Below are 8,495 nucleotides of genomic sequence, written 5' to 3' on the forward strand. Positions count from 1 at the left end.
AAAGATAGTATAATACAAATAGACATTATTTTCAAATATTTAGAAATAATATTTAATTCGCTTGGTTATTTCTAATTGTTTAGAAATAATATCTGGAACTATTTAAATATCTTCAAGATAGAAAAAGAAATTGTACTTGTTGATGTTGAATCATTTGTGTTAACAAGTCATTTAGAAGCATTTAAGAAATTAGTGAAATGAAAAACTCATGGCAGAACAAATTGTTGGGTATATGGTCTATTACTAACAACTACTGCTAGTTTATGAGATAGATATTTAATTATTCTCGGATAAATAGGATAAGCGTGCTGAAAACTTAGATATGACAAACAAAATAAAATTTTTAAAAGCTACAGAGAAACATGGTATAATGTATCTAAAGGAGGTAGCATATGTCCTTAGATATAGATAAAGAAAAGATGGCAATCATGGGAATAGCTTTTGAAAACCGATCCGTTTTTAAGAGTGTTTGGTATGCTTTAAGTACAAATATGATTGAAGGATGGCGACCTACGGTTAGTGATGTTGAAAAATTACGAGATGAAGCTCTTGCTCTGGGGATGACTTAATGAAGCGCAACTGTTATGAGTCTTATGACTATGTTGATCCGGATAATTTATATACCGATCCGGGTTCTTCAGTTCTAAGAAATAAGCAGGAAGGAAAAAAGCACGTGAGCTTGAATATCGTATGATTGCTAGTAAGAGTTTGAAATTATTTATCAATCCTATCCCAGTTTATAGTGTAAAAGATATATTGAAAATTCATCAATTTTTGTTTGAAGATATGTATCATTGGGCAGGTGAATTTAGAAAAGTCAATATTTCAAAGAGTGGTAATGATTTTCTGCCGATTCAATCTTTTGATACAGCAATAAAGTTTGTGTTTTTTGACGCACCAAAAATGGTGCGTCTCTTTTTTGTGCTATAATAGAAATAAATAAAAGGAGGGCTCTTATGATTGGAGAAAATATAAAAACATTACGTAAAACACATGATCTCACCCAACCTGAATTCGCAAAGATTATTGGTATCTCTCGAAATAGCCTCAGCCGTTATGAGAATGGGACAAGTTCAGTTTCGACAGAATTAGTAGATCGTATCTGCAAAAAATTTAATGTTTCCTATATCGATATCGTAGGGGAGGAAAAAATGCTTACACCAGTAGAAGATTATCACTTAACATTAAAAATAGAATTGATAAAGGAACGAGGAGCGAATATCTTAGCGCAACTTTATCGTTTTCAAGATGAACAAGTAATTGAATTTGATGATAGTTCTAATCCTTGGGTTCTAATGAGCGATGATCTTTCTGATTTGATTAACACGAAGATTTATCTTGTTGCTACTTTTGAGGAATTAGAGCGATATAATGGCTATTTGGATGGCATTGAACGTGTGCTAAAACAAGCTAGTCATCTAGTGGTGGCTTAATGAAATTAGATAAATTTAGCCAGGATGACTTTATTAAAGCCTCTAATCGACTCGTTCGTTCTTTAACTCGTGGAAAAACAACTTCATCTCAGCCCAAGGCTATTTTGCTCGGTGGACAGAGTGGTGCTGGTAAGACAACGATTCACCGTATTAAACAAAGGGAATTTCAAGGAAATATCATTATCATTGATGGAGATAGTTATCGCTCTTTTCATCCGAACTACCTTGGTCTACAGGAAAAGTATGGTAAAGATAGTGTGGATTATACCAAAGTATTTGCAGGCCAAATGGTTGAATATCTTGTAGATGAGTTGAGTAAACAAGGTTATCATTTATTAATCGAGGGTACCTTGAGAACAACCGAAGTTCCTCGGAAAACAGCACAATTATTGACAACTAGAGGCTATCAAGTATCACTAGCGCTGATTGCGACTAAGCCAGAATTGTCCTATCTCAGTACTTTGATACATTATGAGGAGCTCTACGCTATAGATCCTAGTCAGGCTAGAGCGACTCCTAAAGCACACCATGATAGAATTGTAGAACATTTGGTTGATAACTTATGGGAGTTAGAAAAGGATGAACTTTTTAGACAAATTCAAATTTATCAAAGAGATCAATCGTGTGTTTATGATTCGCAAGTAGACGAAACCTCAGCAGCAGAAGTTTTACACGAATGCCTATTTGGAAAATGGAGTAAGGTGGAGGAAGAGATGTTGAAGATAGGGCAGGAACGGTTGAGAGAGCTGGGGGGATAGGTATGGAAGCAACACATAGATATATGAATTATCTAATTTCAGAAAATCCAATATATACTAATGAAGGTAAAAAGATAGAAGTTTTCCATTTAGATATTCAGGATGATCCAGAAATTTTTGAAGAATGGGCAAAACAATTTAGACGTAATTATTGCTCAGATGATATGTTGTTACATATGACATTAGTTACGGGTCTTAGTGCTTCGGAATATCTGAGTGGTAATAAATTACCAAGTAAGCCTTCAACAAAATCAGGTGATTTTGGTGAAATTTTAGTATCTGACTATCTGCAATATTTTAAAAATTATTTTGTTCCTAGAACTCGGTTTAATAGTAGAATAAACAAAGATATGCCAACTCCAGGAAGTGATGCTTTGGGATATAGCTTTGACCCTCATAATCCAGATAAAGATGAAGTTATAGTTATAGAAGTGAAATCATCTGCTTCAGAAAAATGCGATGAAAAAGCCCAAAAAAAGCTTCAAGAAGCTATAGATAATTCCCAAAAAGATTTTATAAGGTTTTCAACTTCAATTGTTGCTAGTTATGAAAAACTGTATAGTTTAAATCCAGGTGAAGCTGAAATATTAACTCGGTTTCTAAATTTTTCAGATAACCCATTTAAAGTTACATATGGTGCTATTGCTGTTCACTCGAATGACTCATATGATTTGGAGACAATAAAACAAGTTATTACAGAGAAACATAGAGATTCGGAAAAAATCCAGATGATAGTGATACATTCTGAGAAGCTAATGGATTTTATAAATAAACTTTACTTGAAAGCGAGTGAAGTATGATAGAATTTGGAAAACGGTCATTATATTATTCAAAGCTTATTCGTTCAAAAGCAAAAATGATTGAATTTGATATACCTTTAGAAAATCATATTTCGATTTCAGAGGACTCTCACAAATCTTTTCTTGTAGCACTAGCAATTGTTGCGGATTCTGCTAGAAAGTATTTTGAAGATTATATAAATCATAATCATTTTGATCCTCATTTAAAAAACCAATTACATCACGCTGCAGAGTTTTTTGATGCACTGATTTTGTCTGAGTTGGGAAATGCTGATGAATATAGAGATTATATTGCAATGTTAGGAGCAACAGCTTACTATCTAGGGGATTATAATGGTAGTTCGAGTGTTATGCTTAGCTATATTTCAGATGCTACACGATTTCCTGAGGATAGTTCTAATCTAATTAAGGTATTAATAGACATCTTGACAAATAGAGTCTTTGAGAACTATGAATTAATCACAGATATATATTCAGCTGAGTTAAACACTCTAGTTGAACGGTATAGAAACTATATTTTAGAGGGACGTGATATTGCTACAGAGGTTTTTAGAAATTTACAAGATAAAGTATACATAAATGGAAGTGATTTTTCTGTAATTATTGTAAATTGTCTTTTAGCAGTAGTATGTAAAAAAATCAATTGTTCATCAACGAAATTACTACCTGAATTTTCAGAATTAGATTTTTCAGTGTGGCAGGATTATATTCAGTCAGAAGGAAGTATGAAGGAACTCTGGCCTTCTCAAATCGAATTAGGTAAGCAGGGGATTTTTATAGGTAGATCTGGAATTATTCAGATGCCAACAAGTTCAGGTAAAACAGCCTCAATCAATCTGATATTAAGGTCAGCATTTTACTCAAATAGAATTGATAATGTACTAATCGTTGCTCCTTTTAGAGCATTATGTAGGGAGATATATCGAGATATTAATGCGCACTTTATTAATAATGAAGATGTAATTATTAGTGAAATTTTTGATTTACCTGAGATACCACAAGATTTCTCGATCTTTAATGATAGTATAAAGAGAGTTTTTGTACTTACTCCAGAAAAATTATTGTTTTTATTGAGAAATAATCAATCATTTATTGATAGAATAGGGCTCTGTATATTTGACGAAGCACATCTTTTTGATGATCCAAATCGTGGAAGCAACTTTGAATTACTTATGTCAACAGTTAAACAAACTTTACAAAAAGAAGTACAGAAGATTTTAATTTCTGCTGTAATACCAAATAGTGAAGCTATAAATAAATGGTTTAATGAAGATGGAGTAGTTGTTTCTAATAATTCGATTAAAACAACAGAAAAAAGAATTGCTTTTAGTGATTTAAATGGGAGTAATGAACAATTATACTTTATAGATCCTATTACATTTGAAGAAGAATTTTTTGTTCCACGTACTGTTAACGTTAGTAAATTAGAACTACTTGGAAAAGAACGAAAGCCAAAAGTATTTCCAGAACTGAAAAATGCAAATGATATAAGTATTTATTATGGCATTAAACTAATTAAAAATGGTGGAGTAGCAATTTTTTGTGGAAGAAAAGATACTGTTAATATTGTTTTGAGAAGATTTATAGACTTAAATAATAGAAAGTATGACCTAAGTGATTTCTTAGAAAACTCAGATAGATTTGAAGTTGAAAAAATAGGAAACTTAATTGGTAAAAACATAGGATATGATAGTGTTGAATATACTTGTAGTCAGCTAGGAATATTTTCGCATCATTCAGGTATACCTATGGGACTGCGGATTGCTATAGAATATGCATTTTCAAAAAGTAAAATAAATAATGTAGTATGTACTTCGACATTAGCACAAGGTGTAAATTTACCTATAAAATACTTAATTGTCTCAAGTATGTATCAAGCAGGAGATGCAATAAAAGTTCGTGATTTTCAAAATTTGATAGGTAGAGCTGGGAGAGCCGGGAAATATACAGAAGGGACGATAATATTAACAGAATCTGGTATATATAAAACTGAACAAAAGAGTTGGAAGAAGAAACAGTATAAAAAATTGTTAAATCCAATTAATTCAGAAGGGTGTAAAAGTAATATTTTAAATATTATAAAGTTCGATTCAGTAGATTCAACTGATTATAGATACGGGAGCATGAAATTTGATTTTTGGAATCTAATTCTTGAGAGATTTATCAATAATGTAGAGTACTTAGAAAGAGTAAATAGTGTTTCATCAAACTTAAGGGCACAAGCAAGCCCTTATTTGCAGGATTTTAATTATAAGATAAATCAAATTGAGAGCACACTAATAGCAATTGAAAACTATCTTGCTTCAATATTTACTGATGAAATGGAGATTGATGGTTTAGCTGAAAATACTTTTGGGTATTTTTTAGGTGATGAGAATGAAAGAGAAAGAATAAAAGAACTCTTTGATTTAGTCAGAGATAAAATAATCACTAGTTCAGTATCAACTGAAATACTTTCAAAAAACTCAATTGGATTATACCAGTCGGAACACTTAAAAGCATGGGTACAGGGAAATCAGGGCTCTATATTATCTTGTGAGATAGAGAAAGATTTATTAAGTGTTTTAATTGAGATTATAAGGGAATTTTCAAATAATAAGGTGATGAGAAAATTGAGTACAGAAGACCTCAATTATATTACTCAACTCTGGATTAACGGTATTTCTTACTTTAATATATTGGAAAGTTGTACTGAAAAGCTAATCAGAATTGAAAAAAGAGGCAAGTTAAAATCAATTGACTTGTCTGACATTATATCTCTTTGTGACAATGGGTTAGGATACGAAACATCAATGATTTTAAATTCAATTAACAATATTCTTGAAGAATTAGTTGGTGAGAAAATAGATGTTATAACTAAGTTGACAAGGAGATTGAAATATGGTTTATCTCTTGATAAAGAAATCAATATCTATGAATTAGGTTTTTCAGATAGAATTGTAGTTCAATTGATTGGTCAAGAGATTAAGTCTCAAAGTAAGAATCAGATTAGAAATGAAATCAAACGGGATTCAGCTAGACTAAAAGATAAATTGAGTGATTTTCCAAGTTACTACATACAGTTAATTAATGAAATTTAAAATAGTTAAAAGAAAGGAGAAAAATGACTAAGATATCTTTTGAAATCCAACAACAAATTATTCAATGTTTTGGATTATGTTTCCATTATAAAGATACTGTTGCTGCATTCATGCAGGCTTCGGGAGTTCCAAATAATTTGATAGTAAGATGGAAATCTGAACCGAAGTTTGTTTGGGCAAAAAATGTTATAAATGAACTTAATCAAACAGAAAATGGAAGATTTATAATTAGACAAATAGCAACTGAATTTTATAAAATGAAAAATATTCCTGATGAAGTGCAAGATAGAAATAGGGGGTTAGATGCGTTAAGAAAGTTAAAGCGATTGCTAGGTAATATTCAACGAGATAAGACTAATGAAACATCGAATAATTCCTATCATCGTTTAAAACAAGAGAAAAAAATTCAAACCAAGCAACAACAGCTTCAAAAAATCGAAGAGCTAAAAATGGAGTATTATTCGCTATTTTCAAGTGAAAATCCTCAAGAAAGAGGATATCACTTAGAACAAATTATTGCTAATTTATTCAAAATCAACGATATTAATTATCATGATCCGTACAGAAATAACTCAAATACTCAACAACTAGATGGCTATTTTAGGTTTGAGGGGTTTGATTACTTAGTCGAGATAAAATGGACTAAAGATCCAATAAATTCATTAAACATTTCTTCTTTAAAGCAAAAAGTTGATACAAAACTAACTTCTACTCGTGGACTATTTATTTCAATAAATGGTTTTAGAGATGAAGTGATTCAAGATTTTTCTAATAGAGATGCTAAAATTTTATTTATGAATGGACAAGAATTATCGTACATTTTAGAAAATAGAATTAGTTTGGATGAAGCTTTAAAAGTGAAGATAATTGGAGCTTCTAAAACAGGAAATCCGAATATTTCTATAATCAACTAATATATTTCTAAAATCTCCTGTCGACTTTCATTTTATTATTTTATTTTTGATATGCTTACAATCGAGATAGGATAGTTGAAATTTGATATAGGTTTCTATTTCTATAGAAATGTACAAAGTATTAACAACTCAAATGGTGTGAACTTTTTGGTAAAATCTAGCTCAATTTATATATTTTTAGGGTAAAATTAACACCATTTAACTGAAACTTATTCAAATTAGTTGTAAATTTATTTTCAGGAAACACGGGAAAATGTTGATTTTAAAGGAATGACGAAACTTGTTAAAATAAAATGTATCAAATCAGGCTTGAAAAAAGCTCGTAAAGCTAGCCAGTTCTCAAAACGTTAATCGAACCGATTATATCAACGTTTCAAAGCACTCAAGAGTTTACCTCATGGGTGCTTTTTTATGATTTTTGAAAAAGTTCACCTCAAAATTTACCTTATTTTCACTTCATTGTTTTAGAGACTTTAAAGCAAATTCACCGACTGCCATAGGAACTACATTCGAAGTATTGACATAAATCTGTGTTGTACCTGTGTCGCTGTGGGTTAGTGCTTCAGAAATATCTTTTAATGTCATTCCTGCTTGTTTAGCAAGCGGTGCTCCTGTATGTCGCAGTTTATGAGGTGTAGCATGTGCTAGTTCATATCTTTGTTGTTTTTCCCAAGAGATAAGAAGTTGAAGTAAATCATTAGAAATAGAGAAAAATGGGATAGCAAAAGCTCTATTCAGGAGAAAATGAAGCAAATATTTCCATAATAAAACGCATATTATCAAGGTTGTTCATTCAATACCTGATACTATGCGCTTTTCTGATTTTAAAGACTGATTGCTCACTCTCTTTTTCATTATAATTCAGTTACAATTTAATCTTATTTGAGAAAGTGGGTGATGCTATTCTCTAATAAGACTATGATATTAATTTTTGATAGTACTTCCAGAAGTTATAGTTCCCATTACATCCCCAATTTCTATTTTCAAGTGTCCGTATTATATAGCGTATTCGAAGTTCACTATATCTTGTTAGGATTTGGGTAGAATCATTGATAACAGACTGTTGCAAATCTAGTTAGCTGTATGATTTATATTTATCTATTTTTCTAGTAACCAATCTATGATATTTTTCTTCTCAATTCCATTGTAATTGGCTGTTGGCTGAATCGTATCCATTGTTAATAGATACTTGGGGAATTGATCTTTAATGGCTTCTAGTGGTCTAAGCTCTCTTTCTAGTGTTTCTGGAGCAAGTGTTGTTTCACTGACCTGATAATAAGCGTAGTGACCAAGATCAGTTACAACAACAAAATCAACCTCATATTTATCTAAATTACCAACATATACTTGTGAATATCTACGTCTTAATTCCAAATATACCATATTTTCCAAGATATGCCCAATGTCTTCCTTGTGGTCTGGTAATAAGAGATGTCGTAAACCTAAATCAACGGGATAATATTTTTCTAAGCGTTGCAATAATGCTCGACCTTTTACATCAAAACGTGGA

At 31.2% G+C, this 8,495-nt stretch carries 9 protein-coding genes; 7 read left to right on the forward strand and 2 right to left on the reverse strand.

The window, feature by feature from the left end:
* Positions 1 to 392 precede the first annotated feature (392 nt).
* From HT708_RS02090 to HT708_RS02120, 7 genes are all read left to right on the forward strand, one after another.
* Entirely contained in the window at positions 393 to 569 is a 177-nt protein-coding gene (locus tag HT708_RS02090; protein ID WP_000050747.1) for a hypothetical protein, read from the forward strand.
* A gap of 121 nt (positions 570 to 690) precedes the next feature.
* Positions 691 to 930 (forward strand): Fic family protein, encoded by a 240-nt coding sequence (locus HT708_RS11675; protein WP_054392936.1) that lies wholly within the window; start codon positions 691 to 693, stop codon positions 928 to 930.
* 26 nt (positions 931 to 956) lie between these two features.
* Positions 957 to 1,433 (forward strand): type II toxin-antitoxin system antitoxin PezA, encoded by a 477-nt coding sequence (gene pezA, locus HT708_RS02100; protein ID WP_054392937.1) that lies wholly within the window; start codon positions 957 to 959, stop codon positions 1,431 to 1,433.
* Positions 1,433 to 2,191, forward strand: coding sequence for a type II toxin-antitoxin system toxin PezT (pezT, locus tag HT708_RS02105; protein WP_054392938.1), 759 nt, complete (start codon positions 1,433 to 1,435; stop codon positions 2,189 to 2,191). The genes pezA and pezT overlap by 1 nt, the downstream gene beginning before the upstream one ends.
* A 2-nt stretch (positions 2,192 to 2,193) precedes the next feature.
* A complete protein-coding gene (locus tag HT708_RS02110; RefSeq protein WP_054392939.1) occupies positions 2,194 to 2,991 on the forward strand; it encodes a Hachiman antiphage defense system protein HamA in 798 nt (265 codons plus the stop codon).
* Positions 2,988 to 6,071 carry a DEAD/DEAH box helicase gene (locus HT708_RS02115; protein ID WP_054392940.1) on the forward strand — a complete coding sequence of 1,028 codons (3,084 nt, stop codon included), beginning with the start codon at positions 2,988 to 2,990 and terminating at the stop codon, positions 6,069 to 6,071. The genes HT708_RS02110 and HT708_RS02115 overlap by 4 nt, the downstream gene beginning before the upstream one ends.
* Before the next feature lie 23 nt (positions 6,072 to 6,094).
* Entirely contained in the window at positions 6,095 to 6,985 is an 891-nt protein-coding gene (locus HT708_RS02120) for a restriction endonuclease (RefSeq protein ID WP_054392941.1), read from the forward strand.
* A 456-nt stretch (positions 6,986 to 7,441) separates the two neighbouring features.
* Here the strand turns inward: HT708_RS02120 and HT708_RS02125 are convergent, their stop codons facing one another.
* Both HT708_RS02125 and HT708_RS02130 read right to left on the reverse strand, forming a co-directional pair.
* Positions 7,442 to 7,738, reverse strand: a complete 297-nt coding sequence (locus HT708_RS02125; RefSeq protein WP_226373115.1) for a tyrosine-type recombinase/integrase — start codon at positions 7,736 to 7,738, stop codon at positions 7,442 to 7,444.
* A 345-nt stretch (positions 7,739 to 8,083) separates the two neighbouring features.
* Positions 8,084 to 8,495, reverse strand: a 412-nt coding sequence (locus HT708_RS02130; protein ID WP_172925910.1) for a DUF4143 domain-containing protein, incomplete at its 5' end; no start/stop codon positions are given.

The organism is Streptococcus sp. 3613 (assembly GCF_013277375.1).
Lineage (GTDB): Bacteria > Bacillota > Bacilli > Lactobacillales > Streptococcaceae > Streptococcus > Streptococcus pseudopneumoniae.

What these genes read in the sequence shown, in the direction of transcription:
- HT708_RS02090 (WP_000050747.1), top strand. Translation starts at nt 393, where the DNA reads ATGTCCTTAGATATAGATAAAGAAAAGATGGCAATCATGGGAATAGCT.
- HT708_RS11675 (WP_054392936.1), top strand. Translation starts at nt 691, where the DNA reads ATGATTGCTAGTAAGAGTTTGAAATTATTTATCAATCCTATCCCAGTT.
- pezA (WP_054392937.1), top strand. Translation starts at nt 957, where the DNA reads ATGATTGGAGAAAATATAAAAACATTACGTAAAACACATGATCTCACC.
- pezT (WP_054392938.1), top strand. Translation starts at nt 1,433, where the DNA reads ATGAAATTAGATAAATTTAGCCAGGATGACTTTATTAAAGCCTCTAAT.
- HT708_RS02110 (WP_054392939.1), top strand. Translation starts at nt 2,194, where the DNA reads ATGGAAGCAACACATAGATATATGAATTATCTAATTTCAGAAAATCCA.
- HT708_RS02115 (WP_054392940.1), top strand. Translation starts at nt 2,988, where the DNA reads ATGATAGAATTTGGAAAACGGTCATTATATTATTCAAAGCTTATTCGT.
- HT708_RS02120 (WP_054392941.1), top strand. Translation starts at nt 6,095, where the DNA reads ATGACTAAGATATCTTTTGAAATCCAACAACAAATTATTCAATGTTTT.